The organism is Coleofasciculus sp. E1-EBD-02 (genome assembly GCF_040218245.1).
GTDB lineage: Bacteria > Cyanobacteriota > Cyanobacteriia > Cyanobacteriales > Coleofasciculaceae > Coleofasciculus.
On the sequence record NZ_JAVJQN010000018.1, the window covers coordinates 1 to 19,802 of the forward strand.

Here is a 19,802-nt window from a genome sequence, read left to right on the forward strand (position 1 = left end):
GAGGTATGTGTTTGGAGCAATTTTTGGCAGGATGCATTATAATTTCAGCAGTGGTGTCGATTTGGCGGCTGAAACCCTTACTGGGCAAGGGCTGCTAGACGAACTCCCTACCGATTGGGTTAAATCGGATTAGTTGGAAACCTTAGAATACTAGGATGTATCTGTGTCGTGTTCGGGCCCTACCGATTGGGTTAAATCGGATTAGTTGGAAACGATTAGGCTTTCGGGGGTGGTGATCAACAGATCAGCCCCTACCGATTGGGTTAAATCGGATTAGTTGGAAACTTTCCATGGCGTTTTGCCTGTTTATCGTTGTCATAGACACCCTACCGATTGGGTTAAATCGGATTAGTTGGAAACCCTTGGACTGCACCAAAGGTGACTAAGCGTTCACCAACCCTACCGATTGGGTTAAATCGGATTAGTTGGAAACGGTGATGGTTCCCTCAGCCCCTCGGCTGAAAGCAACGCCCCTACCGATTGGGTTAAATCGGATTAGTTGGAAACAGGGGTTTCCCTCAAAGTGGGAGAACCAGTTAAACCCTACCGATTGGGTTAAATCGGATTAGTTGGAAGGGTGGGTCATCCCACTCTTTTTCTTTAGCCATGCCACATTCACCCAACCCAAATGACAAATAAAGAAAACCCCTTTTCCATCCTGGAGTTAAAAATAAGCCTAGGTAGCTTTTTGATTAGATGGCATAATGTACCACGAATTCTTTTTAATCCAGCAATCCAATATGGAAAAAGTGATTGAAATTCTTCCTCACTATTCTGGGACGTATTTAGGAAATAGCTCTTGGCTTCCTAGTGTCAGGATATTAAAATTCCCCAGTAAAGAAGTATCTGAACTCTTCGCCACAAAACTCCTTGAACTGGGAATCATTAGTATTGGGCAATACAATGGCAAAATGTAGTAGCGTGGTATGACCCAGCTAATTGGGTGCAATAGATTTGGTTTGTAGTGAGGGATGCTAGCCCTCTCCAGCTAGGCGAAGCGAGAACTAAAGTTCTCACGACAAACAAGGAAATTGTTCTATGGAAAAATTAGAGTATCGCGAATTAATCAAGAAAATACTAAGTAGGTCGGTGGAAATAAAGCGAGCTATGTTAAGTTCTGTAAATGTTCCTCAAACCCTTACTGTTCCCTGTTCCCTGTTCCCTGTTCCCTAATCTCAACCGTTAACTTTAATTGTCCCAACCTACTTAGAAACTATCGTGGCAAAGGTGGGTTTCGACTTCGCAAGAGCCCACGATGGCGGCGTGGCATAGCTAATTTTGTGGATTAGAATTGTAGGGGCGCACGCCCCGTGCGCCCGATTTAACCATAAATCTATTCCCCAATTTTAGCTGTGTCAGTCCACTACACATAGAGGCTTTGCGTAAGTCCGTCCTAACTTATATCATGTCCGGACCCATCACCCAAACCCACTTATTCCCTTCTTAATGGGCTTGAACCATCCAGACAAGATCACCAAGAATATTCTCAACTGGCGGCAAGGGATAGACTGCCAAATCGATGAATAGAGTCATACCTTCCAGCTTGAGAAATTGCCACTGATTGCCATTGCTGATACTGCCGTAAATCGTCGAAATAGGTTGTCCTTGTCCCTCATTGAAGCGTTGAGCCGCAACCATTTCGGCAATACACTGCCCAAAGCCCAATTTCAGGTCAGTCTTTTTAGCTTCCACAACAATCACCGCTGGTGCTTCAATCTCTAACACTTCTTTTGAGCGAGTCAACAGGAAATCGCACAAGCCATTAAGACCGACCGACTCGTCAACATTAAATTCCTCACCGGAGAAGACACTCACTTGGCGATTAAGTGCTTTCCTGACATCGATTAATACTGGATAGATAATACCCTCCGAACGGGCTTTTTCACTACCAGAAGTAGCCACAATCGGTAACGTTTCCTGTAAGTAATCCCAGAGAGTTTGCGAAGGGGCAACCGGAGAAGTTTCAGGCAAAAAGCGACTGCCTTCAATGACAGTCAGTTGGAAAGCCGCTTTAGCTTGAGCGATAGTTTTGAATTGACTATAGGGCATATAAGTAGGTGGACACAATTAAAGTTAACGGTTGAGATTAGGGAACAGGGAACAGGGAACGGGGAACAGGGAACAGTAAGGGTTTGAGGACAATTTACAAAGCTTAATACAGTGCGGTTTTCTTTTGTCCGACTACTTATCGTGGCAAAGGTGGATTTCGACTTCGCAAGAGCCCACGATGGCGGTGTGGCACACCTTAATTGGTGGATTAGAATTGTAGGGGCGCAAGGCTTGCGCCCGATTCAATGGTAAAATCTATTCCACAATTTTAGCTGTGTCAGTCCACTACTGGCGTGGCACACCTTATTTGATGAATTAAGCATTAGCCGCGAAACCGTAGGGGCGCAAAGACTTGCGCCCGATTCAATGGTAAAATCTATTCCACAATTTTAGCTGTGTCACGCCACTATAACCTGCAAACGGCTACTAGCTAAAGAAATGGTGCGTTACGCTGTCGCTAACGCACCCTACATCCTGGCGCGTAGCACTATAAATTGCACTAGTAACTTCCACCAAGACAGGTAGTTGTGTATAATAAAGTGTCTGTCTCACGAAAAAGTGAGGTATTAGTGTAATGGAAACAATCTACAAAGTTGATAGAAAAAATGCAGCGTACTGTTATCCTCTTTTAGAACCATCAGATTTAGAGGAAATATTTTTACAACTAGCCGAACAATGGCGCGTCGAAACAGGGATGATGTCTTTAGTCACAAAAATGGTAATGCACCCAGCTTACCAACGAATTATTGGCATGGGTCAACCCGTTGTTCCGCTGATTTTACGCGAACTCGAACAGGAACCTGACCATTGGTTTTGGGCGTTGCAATCTATTACAGGTGCTAATCCGATTGAGCCAGAACAGCGAGGTCGGTTAATGCAAATGGCAGGGGCATGGATACAATGGGGTAAGGAGAATGGCTACAGATGGTAGGCTGGAAAAGTACAAGGAAGACCAATTTCCGCACCTGACTACCACCGGATATCGCATTACGAGTAAAGCGTCACGAATTTACAATTGTTTTGCTTGGGCTGCGGCGGAAAATGACCGTTGGTGGAATCCTTTAGAACCGGAAAATCCATACTATTGGCTTGATGGCGTACCCGCAGAATTAACGATTGCTGCTTTTATCCAAGCTTATCAAACTCTGGGATATGAACCGTGCGATCGCGCTGAATTGGAGGAAGTGAAAAACAGAATAGGGAGTAGTAACTTATGAAAACCCTCAATGGCAAATTAATCGTCGAAGCGGATCATCAGTTAGAAAACCTCACCCAAACCATTGAAAATTTGGCTCAACAGATTGAAGTCTTAGAGTTGAATATGAGAGCTATGAGCAGAACCGAAAGAACAGAACATCGTAACCAGATTACCTCCATTAAGGTATCCTTACAACAACTAGAGCGATATTACAACCGCTTGCTATCTACTGCCATTTTGACAGTTATCGGTTTAGTCAGTTGGTCGATTTGGTTAAGTTTCACTCAAAATCCATCTCCAGCGCAACAGCCGCATCAAAAAGTAGCGATCGCCCGAATTCAATCCACCACGAGTTATTGAGAAATATAGCAATAGTAGGGTGGGCATTGCCCACCAACATACCAGTCAGTAACATTTCCCTTAAGTAGGTGGACACCATTAAAGATTCGGCAACAGGCAATAGTACAGCTATAGCACCCAATTCAATAGTCATGGTGCGTTACGCTTCGAAGATAGCACCCTACATCCTAACTGTAGGGGCGCATGGCGTGCGCCCGGTTTAACCGTCTATATCCGACATCCGACACTGTTGGGTTTCCTGTCGTCAACCCAACCTACAACCTGCAAACGCTACTAGCTAAAGAAATGGTGCGTTACGCTGTCGCTAACGCACCCTACATCCTAACTCTAGGCTGTTTCCTGTTCCCTAATCTCAACCGTTCACGTTAATTGTGTCCACCTACTTAGCTTTCCTGAAAAACTTATGAACCACTCAAAAAAATCACCCCAAATGTCTCTGCACATCCCACCCAAAATGTGGCATCAATTTTACCGCGCTATGCTCGATGCTCGCACTACGAATGAGGAAGTGATTGGCTTTTTATTCTGCAAACGTCATCAGGTATCCAAACACCAAATTAGATATCTGCCTCAAGCGTGGGTTGTCCCCTCTGCCGATTGTTACGAACGCCAATCAGCCAGTGGATTAGTGATTAAACAAGACTTTCACTACTACTTAATTGAGACGTTTCTGGCAAAAGAAAAACTCGATGTAGTCCATATTCATACCCATGCGGAATCAGGCAAACCCGAATTTTCTAGCGTGGATGACCATTATGAATCAGACTAAGTAGGTTGGTGGAAATAAACTCAACCTTATGAAGTTATGTTAATAAGCCTCAAACCCAGCCTGTGTGCGAGTACGGGAGTTGGGGTTATCCATGGGCTTGTCAGTGGGTTTGTGGATGCCGATAATGGACTTGACTGGATTTATGAATTTCCTGGGTCGAATTGGCATAAGACGAATCCTGAGTATTTGGGGAATTGTGGTTGTTATTTTTGCGGGGGGTAAGTTTTTGGAAAAAGGGTCTTCCAGCTACCTGTATACTGTTGGCATCAGCAATCAAAACGTGCAAACGGTAATGTTGCACCTCCCACTTAAAACGTTTGTAGTCAGCGCTTTAGCGCTTATGGCACGCTTCGTGCCTACTACGAACCTAACTTAAGGTTGGTGGGCATTGCCCACCCTACGATACTAATCTCAACCGTTAAATGAAAGTCCACCTACAGAGGACTGGCTTATGCACACAAACTGTTACACTTTGATTACTTTTGCTCCCGTGCAGGGTTTCATTGAGAAATCGCTCAAACTGCGGGATTTATACGGCAGTTCTTTTATCCTTTCTTATTTAGCTTGTGCAATTTGTTATGCGGCTGAAAAACAGGATAACTGTCAAGTTGTCTCTCCAGCCTTAATCAATGTGACTCAAGGCACTCCCAACCAAATTATTATTGCCGGGAATTTTCCCAAAAATATAGCTGAAGCGGCTTTTAATCAGGCTTGGAAAACAGTTGTAGAAACCTGTCGTCAATATATCGAGCAAACCTTAAACACCTTTACTTATACCTGGCAACGGGAATGGAATGCTTGGTCAAATCATGCCTGGGAGTTTTTTTGGACGCAAAGTACAGCGGAAGAATTAAGTCAGATTCAAGCCAAAGCAGAGGAAGAATTGAGGCAAGCCAAAGAAACTGGAATTACGCCAGAAAAGGTTACCATAATCACTCATGCTCGCCGTAAACTGAATCAAATTAAAACTCAACGAAATTGGACAGCCATTAACTGGCAAGGAGAAAGTTCAACGCTATCGGGAACGGGAGCGATCGCCTACCCTCGGATGACCGATGAAACCCATCCCCTTCACTCTAGCATAGCTAAACAAACCCAGGATATTAATCAATTTTACCACCAACTGAGCCAGACCTTAGGAGAATCCATTCTCGCTCCTTCCGAACGCTTAAGTATTCCGGAACTGATTAAACGGTTAATCACCTTAGATGCCATTGCCAATCAATTTATTTCCGAAAAAGATCTGCCGAGTATTGAAATCCCCCAAAGCTTTGTTGACTTAAACCGATTTGACCATAAATTATGGGCAGGATACTTTCAAGGAGACGGGGATAAAATTGGTGAGTATCTGCGCCAGTTAAAAGAACAAGGGGAAGATGAAGCCAACTCTCTCCACACCTTTAGCCAAGGGATGATGGAATGGGGCAAAAACCTCAAGTATCATTTACCCCCGACTCAAGCAGAGCGAGTCAAACGGCGGAATTTAGATGCTGATGGACGGATTATTTATGCCGGAGGGGATGATTTTCTCGGTGTTCTCTACCGAAGTCCCGATCAAAATCAACCGAAATTAACACCTCAAGACTGCCTCAATTGGTTCTATCAATTCCCCCAAATTTGGCAACAACATAAACACCCGATTACCGTGAGTGTCGGCTTAGTTTGGGCAGCCCCTGGCGTCCCCCAACGAGATGTGCTACAACACTGTCGAGAAGCAGAAAAATCAGCCAAAAGTAAGGGACGCGATCGCCTCGCTATTCGGATTCTATTTAATAGTGGCAATTTCCTGGAATGGGTTTGTCCTTGGTGGTGTTTGCAACAATTTCTAGAAAGCTATCAAGACAGAGAAGGAGATACCTTAGTTTCGCTGAAACAAAAGCCAAAGGGGAATAAGAAAACCCCCAACTGGACTCATTTTTATAATGATGTTGCCCAGCTAGAATCGCGCCATGCTTTTCCGGGGCAAACTCAAATTGCCTTGGGCTTGTTTGAGCTTTACTTCAACTGCCAAAATCGCCAATGTTTAGAAACTCATCTGTGGGATACCTCGGATACCGATAATCAACCGAGAACGGGGATTTTAGGGAATCAACCCGATGCCCAAGAAAAACAAAACATCAAGGCATTAAACAACTGGGTGATTAACTTGGCTAAAGTTGGCTTTCATTTGTCCTCCTCAGGAACCGAGACTTCTTAACCCTACCAACTTAGATGATGATGTTTAGTCACTTAATTATTATCCAACCGCTTGGTTTTCTCTATGGCAGTGCAGGTCCCTTTCTTTCCCCCGATAACCTAGTGGGGCGTTCTGGAAATAGCTTTCCGCCTAGTGCCGCAACAGTATCGGGATTATATGCGGCTAAATATAGTCAACCGGGAATCAATGAAAGAGGGGAAACAACCCAACGATTAGACTTACCCGATTTAACCCTAGCTGGACCCTTTTGGGCGGATACTGAGAATCCCCAAAACTTCTATGTTCCCACTCCCTTTAATTATTTAGCTGAAATGAATCCCCCGCAAGAGGAGGAAAAAATTCGTCAAGGGGAAATCATCGAAAAATTAACCTGGAACAGCAAAACCCAACAATGGCACCCCCTCAAACCCGGTAAATTTGAGACGAAAACGTGGCTACCGATTAACGAATGGGAGAAAGCGGAAACCGTTTCTGAAGCGCCTTGGCAATATTTACCTCATTTACACCCACGTTTAGAAACCGAACAACGTCGAGTTGATGCCAATTCTGAACAGGGAAGTTTGTTTTTGGAGAATTCAATTCAAATGCATCCCGACACCTGTTTAGTGTATTTAACCAATACTCCCATTGATGAAGGGTGGTATCGGTTTGGGGGTGAAGGACATTTAGTCGAGGTAAACTGTCAGCCAATTACCGATAAACCCCTGTTAGAGTTATTGGCAAAACCTGTGGGAAATAATTTTGCCCTAATTACGCCTGCGGTGTGGGGTTCCAATCGCTTTTCTTACCGATTTCCCACTATTCAGCAACAAGGGGACTGGATAACAGCACCGGAATGGGAAAATGCCCAAATTTTCACCGAACGTCCTCGCCCTTTTCGCTATCGCTTAGGGGGAACAGGTGACACTAAACGCCTCGCTAGGGGACGTTATGCGGTGCCGGCGGGAACGGTTTATGTGTTGGCAAAAGAGATTCCCCACCCTTGGTTTAATTGGGATAAATCTTGGTTTCCTGATGAGGGGTATTCCTATAAACGTTGGGGATGTGGATTAGCGTTACCTATGTAATAGTTTTGGATTCAAATCTTTTGGATAATTAACCATGTACAAGAAAGCTTACGGCATTATAGAAACCCAAGCCCCCCTTCATGTGGGAGCAAGTGCAGGAGAAGAAACGGGGAATTTGAACTTAATTTTTCGCGATCAATTTACCCAAACTGGGATAATTCCAGGCAGTTCAATTCGGGGACGATTTCGGGCAGATATGCGGAATCCTTCGACAGAGAACGGCACCGAATCCCGCCAGGGTGATGTGGCAATTTGGTATGGTCATGAAGCTGTTCCTGACCAAAAAGATGGCGGTACAACTGAAGCCTTAGTCAAGTTTGAATATGCCACTTTAGTTTGGTTACCTGTATTTTGTCCCGGACAACCGATTGTCTGGGTTAGCTGCCCATCCCTGCTGAAACGCTATAAAAAAATTGCTGAAATTAACGCCAAAGTTCCCGAACCTTACACGGCTGATCCAGAGTTAAAAGCCCGTGTTGTCCCCGGAACGACGGAAAAAGTGTTATTCTTTAACCTGGGTTTTTTAGGAATTGAACACCAGGAAAGTTTAGCGGATTGGATACCTGTGGGGGCGGATTTGCAGGTCAAGCAATTGGTTGTAGTTGATGACAATGATATCGCCCTATTGCATGACATGGCACTGTATCGACAAAGCCGGATTAAGATGCTAGATGACATGAAGAAAGTCGATACTAAAACGGGGGCATTTTTTAATGTGGAGGCTTTACCCGTGGGCAGTATTTTAGTGTTTCCGGTGGCATTAAAACAACTAGGCTGGAAACCCTTTGGCGAACCCAAACCGAATCAGCCTTATTCTCAAGAACTGTATTTTGGCGGGTTGGAATCGATTGGATTTGGTCGCTGTCATGTGACTCTAGCAGGGGAAGCGTTTTCCCAGCAGAAAACTGAGACTGAAAAACAGGAGGTTTAAGCCAATGGCTTGGAAATACTATAGTTTAGTAGAAAATGGGCGGGAGTTTCACAGTTTAGACCAAATTGCCCAAACTTTGGTGTTAGATGCCAGACAACGCGATCGCAAATCCTTAAATCAATCCTTTAAAATGCGGGAAGCGGTAGCCTATGGGTTAGAACGATTTTGGGGGGAACATTTGCGCTTGCAGGGAAGATCAAAGAGAGACGGTGATGAATTTGACTGTAAAGGTCAATATTGGAAAGCGACGTGGGATGCTTTAGTTCGGATTATGCAACCAGGAGGGATAGAAATTCCCAATGATGCGGTTGATTTGAGACATCCTAACACAGTGAAAGCGATGGCGGGGAAATTATGGTCAATTACTGTCGAAGATCAGCGAATTATCTTAGCTGTACTGACTCAATTATGCGACGCGATCGTCTGGTGGACACAGCGGTATAAAGGACCCGGTGATTTGCCTAGTGATGAAGAGAATTAAGTCATTGGTCATTCGTCATTCGTTATTTAGTCGGGGCGGGTTTAGTCATATCCAGGTGAAAGCGAAACGTTAAAAGTAAAACCCGCCCCTACCAAAGACGTTCCATCTCCCCCATTCCCCGTTCCCCGTTCCCCGTTCCCCGTTCCCTAATCTCAACTGTTCCCCATTCCCTTTAACCATTTTTTAAGGAGAATTCAACATGGTTAATATTCCCAATGCTGGCAACTTAGTGCCGTTAATGTTTCAAGCGCAAGTAAAAGGGCGATCGCAACTTCAATACATCGATCAAAATGCTGAGGTACAAGATTCCCAACGATGGGCGTCTGAGTGGACGCAAGAAGTCTATCCCCACCCGCCTGATTTAGGGAAAACTGTTGCAGCCAGAACCTATAAAATGCAGTGGCGGTTTGTCACCAATGGCGGACAATTTGAGGGAATTATTTTCCCGGCGCTGGGTGCGTTTGGGTTGCCCTTTTATCCCGGTAGCAGCATGAAAGGACTGTTTTGTCAAGCTTGTACCTCAGAACAAAAGCAACGCTACCGCTTGACTAAAAATAGCGATGAACCAAGTTTATTGCGGTTTCATGGCGGCTATCCGGTGAATGATTGGAAACAAAATTTAGTGGATATTGTTCACCCCCAGCAGAAATGGCAGGTGCAGACTCATAACACGGGTCAAAAACCAAGTAATGAGACAGGATTTGCTTTAATTTCCCTGTCGGAACCCGCGATTCAGTTTGGTATTTCTAGCCAGTTACCGGATACCGATTGGGAAGAGGTTTGGGCGATTTGGGAACGGGCGTTAGGGTATGGAATTGGTTGTCGCACCAGCAGTGGGTATGGATTACCCAAAGCGCGATTAACGGAGTCAGGAGAGGAGGATTATCCGATTCCGATTCAAGGGGAACAACTGTACAAGGCATTTTTGAAAGGAGAAGGGCAGGCACCTCAATTAATTACTGGGGAAAAGGAATTTCGTCCTAATCTGTTTCGTGGGAGTTTACGGGGACACGCCTTGCGAATTTTTGGCGGGTTAACGGATAATCAGACAGCGGAGAAGTTAGTCGAAAATTTGTTTGGGGGAGTGAACGATGGCGGAACGCAGGGGTTACAGCAGTTTGCTCTGCTATGCGGTACATTGTCGATCCCCCTAAATCCCCCTTAAAAAGGGGGACTTTGATCTACTGTACTTTATTACAGCGCAAAGCGCTGTATTAACCTGTGCGTTTAAAACATCGGCTTTAAACCTGGGTACATTTACCGATGGGTATGGTGAACCCACCTATAAAGTGGCTGGGGAGTTACGTTGGTTATTAATGTCGCCTCGCCAATTGGATGAAATCAAGCAGCAAACCTTGAAAAAACTGTTGCAAGCCTTCATGCGGTTTGCTTTGCTATTTGGCGGGTTTGGCAAGTCGTGGCGACGGGCAGATCATCGACTATTTTATCAGGAGTATTATAAGCGTAGGAAACCCCTGATCGGGTGTCATTGGCAATGGGACGAAAAGTCACTACCGAATGCGGTTAAGGTTTCCCGTTTAAATCGGGTTGGGCGGTTTATTGATGAAGTAAGGCAAATTGCTTCAGAATGGATGCAGTTGCAGGGAATAGAACCCGATGAAAGGAATCATGCTAACTGGCGAGAAGCATGGCATCCGGATTGTGTGGAAGTATGGGGACGATTGGCGGAGGGTGCTGAAGATTCTGTGGCGCTGAAGTGGTTGCACGAACCTTATCAACAAGAGAATCACCGATTCAGGGAAGCTGAAAAGAGTATTAAGCAAAGTTCGGTGACGGGGCAAATTAGTCAAGTGGGAAGACTATGGCATCGGATGTATCCGGTGGTGAAGTTGGTGGATAATCCCAAGAATCCAGGGAAGAAGAAACCTAGGAGTACGCCTAATTATTTGGAACTGCTGACGATTTTCCCAGATGATTCAGATAAGTGTAATGATTTTCTGGATTTCCTTGATACTGAACCTGAAGGGTTTCGGCAGCTTTGGTGAAGTCCAAAAGCACTCGAATCCTGTCAATGTATTATGGGTTCTAGGTTTGAGGGGAATTTACGGATGTTCATCGACGCATCTCGGCAAATCGCTGAAACCCTATATTTTTCGTTGAGATGCGTCGATGCTTTACTGGGAGAGGGTTTGCGGTATGTGTTGGAGTCAATTTTTGGCAGGATATGTTAGACTTTTTGGAGATGCGTCGATTCGGCGGCTGAAACCCTTACTGGGTAAGGGCTGTCAGACGAACTCCCTACCGATTGGGTCAAATCGGATTAGTTGGAAACGTTGTACTATTCACAACTTCAGTGGCAAGATTCCCTACCGACTGAGTTAAATCGGATTAGTTGGAAAATATTAGCTCCCCAGATAATCAGCAATCCGGGGAGTTTCACGTAAGTAAACTACCGTCAGCGCTTTACTCACCCAAAAATTCCCAAAACTAATACAGTAAACTCTTTACCCCCAGACCATCGGCAATCTAGAGCGCCAGTCCAGAAATCAAAATCGATACTATAATCTCCCAAAAACCGTAACAAAAACTACACAATCTCCCATTTTGTAGAGACGTTCCGCCGGAACGTCTCTACTAATAGCTAAATCCCCCTTAAAAAGGGGGACTTTGATCGACTGTACTTTATTACAGCACCAAGCGCTGTAACTGTTGAAAGAGGGATATCTGGTTAAGCAGCAACTAGCTCATTGAGTTGTGATTCACATTCTTTGAAAACATAGTTTACAGCAGCAAAGAGTCGGTCTAGCTGATAGATTGTATAAGGTTGTATAGTTTTAGTTAGTTTATCATTTTCTAACTTGCCAAATTCCCATTTTTCACCATTGGAGACAATTCCAAATACAGTTATAGGCAGTTCATCATTCAACTTTTGCGCCGCAACCATTTCGGCAAGGCACTGCGCCCACCCTTCAGCAAACTTATCTTGTTTTGCTTCAACTAATAGAAAATAAGGCTTGTCAAATACGACCTTCCCTAGTGGGGAGCGTTTCGCCAAAATATACTCAGGAAACCCGGAAAGATTTTCATCATAGATTAAGGATTTATGTCCCCACAAAACAAAGTTCCTCCGATAGCATTTCCACACTTCCTTAAGGATTGGATAAATTAGATTCTCACAAATCGAAAATTCTGATGCGTTGGGGACTCCATCCTGCATAACGGTTTGTAAGTCTTCACGGAAGTAATCAGGGATACTAAACTCAATCTCTTCCATGAAGTTAGCTTCAGTGTAGGTGATTTGAAATTCTTTGAGAACTGAACTGATATCTTTATAATTACTGAAAGCCATCTTGACCTCTTAAGATAATTTAGCGGTTGATTGTGTATTGACTGGTGTTAGGTAGCTTGCTTTGTCGGTTGTTCAGGTATTTTATCATTGAGATGTTCGATTAATCTTTGACCATTGAATCGGGCGCAAGTCTTTGCGCCCCTACGGTTTCGCGGCTAATGCTTAATTCATCAAATAAGGTGTGCCACGCCACTACTGGACTGACACAGCTAAAATTGTGGAATAGATTTGACGTTTAACCCTTCGACTTCGCTTAGGGTTAAACTGGGCGCAGGTCCTTGCGCCCCTACAATTCTAATCCACCAATTAAGGTGTGCCACGCCACTACAAGCATTACTAAAATCCCGTCAAAGTATTATGGTATCTAGGTTTGAGGGCAATTTACGGATGTTCATCTACACACCTCGGCAAATCGCTGAAACCCTATATTTTTCGTTGAGGTGTGTCGATGCCTTACTGGGAGAGGGTTTGAGGTATGTGTTGGAGTCAATTTTTGGCAGGATATGTTAGACTTTTTGGAGATGCGTCGATTCGGCTGCTGAAACCCTTACTGGGTAAGGGCTGTCAGACGAACTCCCTACCGATTGGGTTAAATCGGATTAGTTGGAAACCCTCCAAAGGAAATTTCTCAAACAATCCTTTCATTGCCCCTACCGATTGGGTTAAATCGGATTAGTTGGAAACCATGATTTTTGTTTTATCAAAACGGTAGGGGTCTTCCACACCCTACCGATTGGGTTAAATCGGATTAGTTGGAAACTTATTAAAACCTACGAAGTATAGGTCTATGTACTCCCTACCGATTGGGTTAAATCGGATTAGTTGGAAACAGTAGAATATAGCGTCCACTCTTCAAACTCTCCAAAGCCCTACCGATTGGGTTAAATCGGATTAGTTGGAAACGGTAGGTGGGCAATGCCCACCCTACGTAGAGCTACCGATTGGGTTAAAATTCCCTATTCCCTATTCCCTATTCCCTGTTCCCTATTTCAGTTGGAAGCCCCCTTTTCTAATAAGCAGATAGCTTAGAAGAAATCCTGATTGTGGCGGGGATAGGCTATGAACTTAGATCTCGACTGGTTGCGGCTCGGATACAAATGGATTTTTAACCAGAAGTATCGCTTCCATCTAACCGGATTTCGTCCAGAGGTTATCTGTTTTATTCAATCGACTGATCCCGAAAAAAAATATCTATTAGTGCAGCCGCTTCAGGATCAGTCTATCTGGATGCCTCCCCAAGAAGGAATCCATCTAGAAGACACTCCCAAAACCGCTTCAATGCGTTGCTTGAAGACAGAATTGGGACTAACCGAATTGCAAATTCAATTTCGACGTAGTATTTGGTTAGGCAAGCGTTTATTCCCGGAATATCGCCGAGATGAACGTGACTTAATCTACTCTATGCGGGGATGGGTAGACAAAAATAGAATGATAGGAAAAGCTTATTTTGCCGCACTCATCATTGCGGATAGTAAAGCGAGAATTCAGCCGAACTTAGCAGAAATCTATCAGTATCAGTGGATGAATACCCGTGAATTCCTCCAGCAAATTAAAACCAATCCCCCAGACAAGCAGAAAATTCTGCGCCAAGCTTGGATAAAATTAGTCGTTAGGGTTGGTTGAATATACAGTCTCTAAGCAAGATCCCCGACTTCTTGAAGAAGTCGGGGATCTGTCTGTTAAGCTGAAGTTCCCCCCATACAGATGTACTCTACCCAGGCTAAAACCTTATACAGTAATGGTTTGAGCGCTCAAACCCCTAAAAAATCGTACCCATGTACGGCGGCTAAAAAATCGCGCGATTGCGACCAATACGATTAAAACTCAATATCACCATTTTCATCGTATTTCAAGGTATCCGATCGCTGTAATCGTGGAACCGAATTATTTGTTGTTGTCTCTGGTGTTTGCTGATTTTGAATTGTGATTGAACCTGTATCATTAAAGGACTGAGATTGAAGCGAAGATATTGTTGGCTTGGTTTCCTCAGCGGATGAACTCGTCTCCAATTCCGGTATATTCAATTCGTCATCTAGATTAATAAGATTACCATTAAAAAATTTCTCTAGTGTGGTTACGGCATCTTTAATTTTTTCCTCATCCCAGTCTCCGGTATCTATAGGTGCTGATACCGCAGATTGGGGTAGGGAAACTGGTATATTTTCCTCCGCACGATTAGACGGAGTTCCATTCGGCTGGACTATTTGACGTTCCGGTTGCGGAATTACTGTTCCTCTATCATCTCTATCATCCTGATCCTCTTCATCTTCTACATTTGACGGCAACTTAGACGGCGAAGGCGTAACCACCTCCCGATTCGTCGCCGTTGGTTTAGCCGATGTAGTCCCTAGGATTTTAAACATGACTTTGATATCTTTCTGATAAACCCGTTGAAAAGCAGCTTGAATATTGGGCAGTTTATCTTGTGCTAGTTTCAATAGGGGTTTAGACGTGATTCCGATCTGCGCTACGGTTCCATCAAAGCTAAATAAATTACAATGCTGACCTAATAATGCTTTAACACTATTCTGTCCTAGATTATCAAGAATCTGTTGCCAAATTTGTTCGTAATCCGCCGATTGTTCTGCAACAGGAACGGCGGGTACAGTTTCCTGATGAGCAGGTGGCACAGAGGATGGCGAGGATGGAACTGGAGGGGGTGATTGAGTCTTAGGGGTTGAGGCAGTGGGTTGAGGGGGTGGCGTTTGAGGTGCAGCCGCAGGGGGTGGAGAGGGAGGTTGAGAACGACGTTGAGGGTTTGCTGGTTGGGGGGTTCTCGGTTGACTGGTTTGGGAATGCGATCGCGCCGGAGTCGCCGCAGGTTCAACCCGCAGGGCGTCAGGTAATAAACCTAACAGAGTCACTTCTAACCAGAGGCGCGGTTGGGTTGTGTTTTTAACTTGTACTTCACTGCTTTTTAGATGTTGCTGTCCGCGTAAAATATCAGCCGTATCCATCGATTGAGCCAACTCGCCTAACTGTTTCCAGGTTGGCGGCGTGACAGCCACTAAATCTTGACGACTGGGTGCGGTTTTAGCAATGAGTAAATCCCGATAAAATCCAGCTAAATTTTGCAGTACAACTAACGGTTCTCGCCCCCGATCCATTAAGTTTCGGCAACAGTCGAGAACGGCTTGAGCATGATTATCCGTGATCGCTTGGCTCAGTGCTAATAAGTCTCGTTCAGGTACTGCCCCGACTAAATCCCAGATACATTCAACCGTTATTTCTCCGGCTAACAAGCTGAGTTGATCCAGCAAACTTTCGGCATCTCGTAATCCCCCTTGCGCCACTTGTGCGACTAAGGTAATCGCTTCTGTTGTAATATTAATTGTTTCTTTGGTGGCAATGTATTGAAGATGCTTGACCATTGCCGCTAAGGGAATGCGGCGAAAATCAAACCGTTGACAGCGGGAAATAATCGTGGGTAAAACTCGTTGAGGATCGGTGGTGGCTAAGACAAAAACAACATGTTTAGGGGGTTCTTCTAGGGTTTTGAGTAATGCATTGAACGCCGCACTACTGAGCATGTGACATTCATCCACCACATACACTTTGTAACGACATTGAACTGGGGCAAATTGAGCGCGTTCAATGATTTCCCGAATATTATCAACACCTGTATTACTCGCCGCGTCAATTTCGGTGATATCCAGGGCGGTTCCTTGAGCGATCGTGCGACAAACATCACAAGTTCCACAAGGTTGAGGTGTTGGCTTATCGGTAGTCAGACAGTTAAGGGATTTGGCTAAAATCCGCGCTGATGAGGTTTTACCCGTACCTCTCGGACCACAGAACAAATAAGCCGGGGCAACTTTCTCTTGACGAATAGCATTCGTGAGCGTTTGCGCGATCGCTTCTTGACCAACCAAATCGGCAAACGTCTGAGGGCGATATTTGTGATGGAGGGGTTCGTAACTCACGAGGCTTCAGGATGTAAGGGAGACAAGGGGGAGATGGGGGAGATGAACAATTGTACTATCTATCATAGTCACTTGAGATCGTAACTCAAAACCATGTCCTTGAGTGAAGCGAAGGATCAGTCGGGGCGGGTTTAGTTCAGGTAGTGGTTTGATCCGGAACGTTATGGGTAAAACCCGCCCCTACACAGTCACGGACTCGATCACTTTCTCTCCCTCTGCCTCCCCTGCTCCCCCAGCTTCCCCTGCTCCCCCTTGACCACCGGTTGTGCCGATGGGGTAAGAACTCTGCTACAACCAGTTAGGAGTCTATTGATAATCCAAAACAATGCCTGTAACTCGTCAAATCAAAAGTGTTTATACCGATGGAGCCTGTACTGGTAATCCCGGACCCGGTGGCTGGGGTACAGTTGTCTATTTTACCGATGGTTCTGTGCATGAAATTGGGGGGGCTACGGCACAAACCACCAATAACCGTATGGAACTCTTAGCCGCGATTGAAGCCCTGATCCTGCTTCAGAGATCTGGACAAACGCAGCCGATTACCCTATATACCGATAGCGAATACGTCAAGAACGGCATTACCAAGTGGATCAAGGGCTGGAAAAAGAAAGGCTGGAAAACCTCTCAGGGAAAAGCCGTTTTAAATCAAGATTTATGGGAAAAACTGGATGCGGTCAATTCTCCCCTGGTCACTTGGCAATATGTACGGGGACACAGTGGTAATCAAGGCAACGAACGTTGTGATCAAATTGCAACTGCCTTTGCCAAAGGCAAATCTCCCAGACTAACACAACTGGTAGAAGTAAGGAATTCCACCTCTCCCACCTTACCCCAGGAGACACCCGTAACAGGGGTATCAGATGAAAAGACCACTTTTGATGTAGGTTACAAAGATGTACCATCGAGCCTTCCTACATCAGAAACACCCATGATAGAAATACCGGATTCACCAAACAATTCCAATGACGAGTTACCCCGCGAAATTAGAGTTGCCCAACTGGGAAACTTAATCGAGACCCTACGCATTGCTGATGAAATCGCCAGTGAGGGCTATCTGATTAGTAGTTCTGAATTAGCTGATTTAATGGATATCAATGCCAGTGCCGTTACCAGTCGGGGTGATCATTGGCCCTGGCGCAACTGGATTGTCTCGCGAGTGCGGCGTGAAGGCAACCAGATTCTCTGGCAATTAGAACGAGTAGACCAAGTTAAGTCTGGTGATGAAGAGTGATTAGGGATTAGGGAAGTGTTGAGTGTGTAGGGGCGGGTTTGGGGGCTTTCGTCTCGCCGTTAATGATAACGTTTTGTTCAAAACCCGCCCTGACTACGTTTTGAGTGTTGAGTAAACTCCCTCATCTCCCCCATCTCCCCCATCTCCCCCATCTCCCCCATCTCCCCCATGTCCCATCTCTAACTGCCATAAATCCGTCCCCGCCATTGTTTCGGTCTTTGCCTAGCTGACAAGAAAATCCGCAGCACAGCTAAGGGATCAGCCAGAGGTGAAAGCCAAAATAGCCAAGCGGCGGGGGATGAGGATGGAGTGAAATCATAAGAACGGGCGATCGCGCCAACTAATGCCCAGCGCATCACCAATAACCCTAGATTTAACCCTAGGACAGCTATGAGGACGGGTGAACAGATGCCGAGGCTCAAACTCACCAAAACGGCGATAGACACAGGTAGAGGCAATGCCTGGGTACTCAGCAGTAGCCACACATCACTCCAGAGTTGACCCGGACTCGAAGCATCTTTTAAATCGAGCGATCGCCCCCACTCCTGCCAAGTCGCCCAAGCGCCTTCATACATGCGGACTTTCAGCACATTAGCACCATCCAAAAATCCCACCTTAAATCCCTGTTTGGCGGCATACCGCGCTAGGGTGACATCATCACAAAATGAACCCTTGGCACTGCTATACCCATCGAGTTGGCTTAAAACCTGTCGGCGACACAAAAAACACTGCCCATTTGCCATCACCCGTTCGGCGGGATTGCTGGTGATACCTGTCGGACCAAATCGATAGACTAACGTCATCAACAGCGCTGGTTGTAGCCACCATTCTCCGGGATAGTGGAGAATAAATCGCGGTGACAGAGACACCAGGTCAAACCCTAAAGTGTCAGCAATATCAATTAACCCCGCCACTAATCCAGGTTGCGGTTGGGTATCCGCATCAACGCCCAAAATCCACTGACTATCGGGACAACTGTGCAAATAGCCCTGATGCAACGCCCAAGGGCGTCCCACCCAATCCGGTGGCAATGGATCATCAGTCATCAGCCGAAATCGCGGATCTTTGATTTGGGCATCTTTGACTAACTCCCGTGTGCCATCGGTAGAGTGACTATCCACCACAATAATTTCGCGTACTTCGTAACTCTGCTGACTTAATCCCATCAGACAAGGATTGAGGCGTTCTCGTTCATTGAGAGTCGGAACCACAATACTAACCGCCCCCACCTGATCGGGGGTAGGGGACTTGGCTTCTAAGGGAGGACGACGTCCTGGACCTTTCAGCAGGCGCGAAAGCAGGATTAAAGTAGCAGGGATTTGGATCAGTAATAGGATTAGGGCAACTACCATTCTACGCAGGAGAGCAGGGGGAGTGATCAGTTATCAGTGAGCAGTTATCAGTTATCGGGAGCAGGGGAAATTGTGTAGGGGCGGGTTTCACTACTATCGTTTGAAATGGTGCGTTACGCTGCGCTAACGCACCCTACACCCGCCCCGACTTTACGTAGCTTGCTTCTCGACGAATGACAAATGACAAATGACAAATGACAAATGACAAATGACAAATGACAAATGACGAATTACCCACTTAATCACCAATCACAAACAACGCTCGATAAACAGGTTGTTTACAGGCTATTGTGTAGGTTTCTCGTTCGGTGGGAACAGGTAAAGGATTCGTGGCTAACCATTCGGTTCCTTGACGTTGAAAGGCTGGATTCTCAGTAAAGCGATCGCACATTTCCTGGGCTATGGCTTCAACGTCAGACTGGATAAAAACTTCGCCGCCTTTGACCAAGTATTTTGCCAAAGTATTGACCAATTCCGGTTTGACTACACGGCGTTTAGCATGTCGTTTTTTGAACCATGGATCAGGAAATTGAATGGTTACCCGTTTGAATACGCCAGGTGGTAAAGAAGCTAACAGTGGGGCTAATGAGTTATCGACATTGCAAAAGATAAAATGAAGATTATCTAATCCTAACTCCGCTACCAATTCTTGGGCTTTCTCGACTAAAGGTTCTCGAATTTCTAATCCCAGAAAATTCCAATCGGGGTTCCGGGTTGCCATTTCTAACAAAAACTCCCCTCTCGCACTACCGATATCGAGATGCAAAGGTTGCTGGGGTTGATGATAAACCTTTTCCCAGGGGGGAGGCGTTACTGGAGTCAGGTATTTTTTACTCAAGGGATTGACATGTTGGCGCACGCGAACTTTCGGCAATGGTTTCACCTCCTTATTTTGGTCATTTGTCATTTGTCATTTGTCATTTGTCATTTGTCA

At 45.3% G+C, this 19,802-nt stretch carries 17 protein-coding genes, 1 pseudogene and 2 CRISPR repeat arrays; of the genes and pseudogenes, 13 read left to right on the forward strand and 5 right to left on the reverse strand.

Features of this window, described 5'->3' with window-relative positions; all coding sequences use genetic code 11:
- Positions 1-105 precede the first annotated feature (105 nt).
- Positions 106-577: direct repeats of the CRISPR family, unit length 36 nt; unit sequence CCCTACCGATTGGGTTAAATCGGATTAGTTGGAAAC.
- A 127-nt stretch (positions 578-704) separates the two neighbouring features.
- Positions 705-917, forward strand: coding sequence for a hypothetical protein (locus RIC07_RS03025; protein WP_446386058.1), 213 nt, complete (start codon positions 705-707; stop codon positions 915-917).
- A 526-nt stretch (positions 918-1,443) separates the two neighbouring features.
- Here RIC07_RS03025 and RIC07_RS03030 read toward each other — a convergent pair.
- Positions 1,444-2,049: a hypothetical protein gene (locus tag RIC07_RS03030; protein WP_446393219.1), complete on the reverse strand. Its 606-nt coding sequence runs from the start codon at positions 2,047-2,049 to the stop codon at positions 1,444-1,446.
- A 574-nt stretch (positions 2,050-2,623) separates the two neighbouring features.
- Here RIC07_RS03030 and RIC07_RS03035 point away from each other — a divergent pair.
- From RIC07_RS03035 to RIC07_RS03080, 10 genes and pseudogenes are all read left to right on the forward strand, one after another.
- Positions 2,624-2,980, forward strand: coding sequence for a hypothetical protein (locus RIC07_RS03035; protein ID WP_446393220.1), 357 nt, complete (start codon positions 2,624-2,626; stop codon positions 2,978-2,980).
- On the forward strand, positions 2,964-3,266 hold the full coding sequence (locus RIC07_RS03040) for a DUF7689 domain-containing protein (protein WP_446393221.1): 303 nt from the start codon (positions 2,964-2,966) through the stop codon (positions 3,264-3,266). Before RIC07_RS03035 ends, RIC07_RS03040 begins: the two co-directional genes overlap by 17 nt.
- Positions 3,263-3,607: a hypothetical protein gene (locus tag RIC07_RS03045; protein ID WP_446393222.1), complete on the forward strand. Its 345-nt coding sequence runs from the start codon at positions 3,263-3,265 to the stop codon at positions 3,605-3,607. Before RIC07_RS03040 ends, RIC07_RS03045 begins: the two co-directional genes overlap by 4 nt.
- A 403-nt stretch (positions 3,608-4,010) precedes the next feature.
- Complete coding sequence (locus RIC07_RS03050) at positions 4,011-4,376, forward strand: hypothetical protein (RefSeq protein ID WP_446393223.1); 366 nt, start codon at positions 4,011-4,013, stop codon at positions 4,374-4,376.
- Between the two features lie 451 nt (positions 4,377-4,827).
- Entirely contained in the window at positions 4,828-6,573 is a 1,746-nt protein-coding gene (locus RIC07_RS03055) for a Cas10/Cmr2 second palm domain-containing protein (protein WP_446393224.1), read from the forward strand.
- A gap of 20 nt (positions 6,574-6,593) precedes the next feature.
- Positions 6,594-7,640: a type III-B CRISPR module-associated Cmr3 family protein gene (locus RIC07_RS03060; RefSeq protein WP_446393242.1), complete on the forward strand. Its 1,047-nt coding sequence runs from the start codon at positions 6,594-6,596 to the stop codon at positions 7,638-7,640.
- Positions 7,641-7,674: 34 nt separating this feature from the next.
- Positions 7,675-8,571: an RAMP superfamily CRISPR-associated protein gene (locus RIC07_RS03065; protein WP_446393225.1), complete on the forward strand. Its 897-nt coding sequence runs from the start codon at positions 7,675-7,677 to the stop codon at positions 8,569-8,571.
- Between the two features lie 4 nt (positions 8,572-8,575).
- Positions 8,576-9,052, forward strand: a complete 477-nt coding sequence (locus RIC07_RS03070; RefSeq protein WP_446393226.1) for a hypothetical protein — start codon at positions 8,576-8,578, stop codon at positions 9,050-9,052.
- 199 nt (positions 9,053-9,251) lie between these two features.
- Positions 9,252-11,058 (forward strand): annotated as a pseudogene (locus tag RIC07_RS03075) (hypothetical protein).
- 151 nt (positions 11,059-11,209) lie between these two features.
- Positions 11,210-11,395: a hypothetical protein gene (locus tag RIC07_RS03080; protein ID WP_446393227.1), complete on the forward strand. Its 186-nt coding sequence runs from the start codon at positions 11,210-11,212 to the stop codon at positions 11,393-11,395.
- 346 nt (positions 11,396-11,741) lie between these two features.
- On the opposite strand, the gene RIC07_RS03085 is transcribed toward RIC07_RS03080, so the two are convergent.
- Complete coding sequence (locus RIC07_RS03085; protein WP_446386063.1) at positions 11,742-12,362, reverse strand: hypothetical protein; 621 nt, start codon at positions 12,360-12,362, stop codon at positions 11,742-11,744.
- Positions 12,363-12,937: 575 nt separating this feature from the next.
- Positions 12,938-13,265: direct repeats of the CRISPR family, unit length 36 nt; unit sequence CCCTACCGATTGGGTTAAATCGGATTAGTTGGAAAC.
- A gap of 156 nt (positions 13,266-13,421) precedes the next feature.
- On the opposite strand from RIC07_RS03085, the gene RIC07_RS03090 reads away from it, so the two are divergent.
- Complete coding sequence (locus tag RIC07_RS03090) at positions 13,422-13,985, forward strand: NUDIX domain-containing protein (RefSeq protein ID WP_446386064.1); 564 nt, start codon at positions 13,422-13,424, stop codon at positions 13,983-13,985.
- A 194-nt stretch (positions 13,986-14,179) separates the two neighbouring features.
- On the opposite strand, the gene RIC07_RS03095 is transcribed toward RIC07_RS03090, so the two are convergent.
- Positions 14,180-16,285, reverse strand: coding sequence for a DNA polymerase III subunit gamma/tau (locus tag RIC07_RS03095; RefSeq protein WP_446393228.1), 2,106 nt, complete (start codon positions 16,283-16,285; stop codon positions 14,180-14,182).
- A gap of 325 nt (positions 16,286-16,610) precedes the next feature.
- Between RIC07_RS03095 and rnhA the strand changes: the two genes are divergently transcribed.
- Positions 16,611-17,516, forward strand: a complete 906-nt coding sequence (gene rnhA / locus RIC07_RS03100; RefSeq protein ID WP_446393229.1) for a ribonuclease HI — start codon at positions 16,611-16,613, stop codon at positions 17,514-17,516.
- Positions 17,517-17,695: 179 nt separating this feature from the next.
- On the opposite strand, the gene cruG is transcribed toward rnhA, so the two are convergent.
- Positions 17,696-18,868, reverse strand: a complete 1,173-nt coding sequence (gene cruG, locus RIC07_RS03105; protein ID WP_446393230.1) for a 2'-O-glycosyltransferase CruG — start codon at positions 18,866-18,868, stop codon at positions 17,696-17,698.
- 238 nt (positions 18,869-19,106) lie between these two features.
- The gene (gene trmB, locus RIC07_RS03110; protein ID WP_446393231.1) at positions 19,107-19,775 is read right to left on the reverse strand and encodes a tRNA (guanosine(46)-N7)-methyltransferase TrmB; all 669 of its coding nucleotides are present in this window, start codon (positions 19,773-19,775) and stop codon (positions 19,107-19,109) included.
- Positions 19,776-19,802 lie beyond the last annotated feature (27 nt).